Annotated in this window: 1 pseudogene; it reads right to left on the bottom strand. The window is 66.1% G+C overall.

The window, feature by feature from the left end:
- A pseudogene (locus A6V37_RS21260) lies at nucleotides 1-358 on the bottom strand (hypothetical protein); the annotation flags it as partial.
- Between the last annotated feature and the right edge of the window lie 76 nt (nucleotides 359-434).

Here is a 434-nt window from a genome sequence, read left to right on the forward strand (position 1 = left end):
CGTTGCGCAGCTCCGCAACGGGCGAGTCGATCCTGCCGCCGTGCCGGGAATCGTGCCCGCCAAGGGCGCGGCACTTCTGGTCGATGCCGCCGACCGCCCCGCCTTCGCGTCCTGCGCTCTGGCCGCTGCGACGGGCCTCGAGCGTGCCCGGCAGTTCGCCACCGCCGCCGCCCGCATCGTTCGCCGAGAAGAGCACTTCCTTGCCGGTCTTGCCCCTCATGAGCGACCCTCTAGCGACGCTCTGCTGCACGGCCTGTGTCGCGACGCTCGTGGCTTGGATGTTCAACACGATGCCGATGTCGGCCAATATCTTGTGCCGCGCACGCAGCGTGCCTCGCTGGATCCACGTGACTTCCATGTCCGTGTCGCCCTGGCTACCATCAGACCCTATTCAGCGTCACTGTCACACGGTCCTGTCCATTAGTACCTTGATT

The organism is Paraburkholderia ginsengiterrae (assembly GCF_001645125.1).
GTDB classification, from domain to species: Bacteria; Pseudomonadota; Gammaproteobacteria; order Burkholderiales; family Burkholderiaceae; genus Paraburkholderia; species Paraburkholderia ginsengiterrae.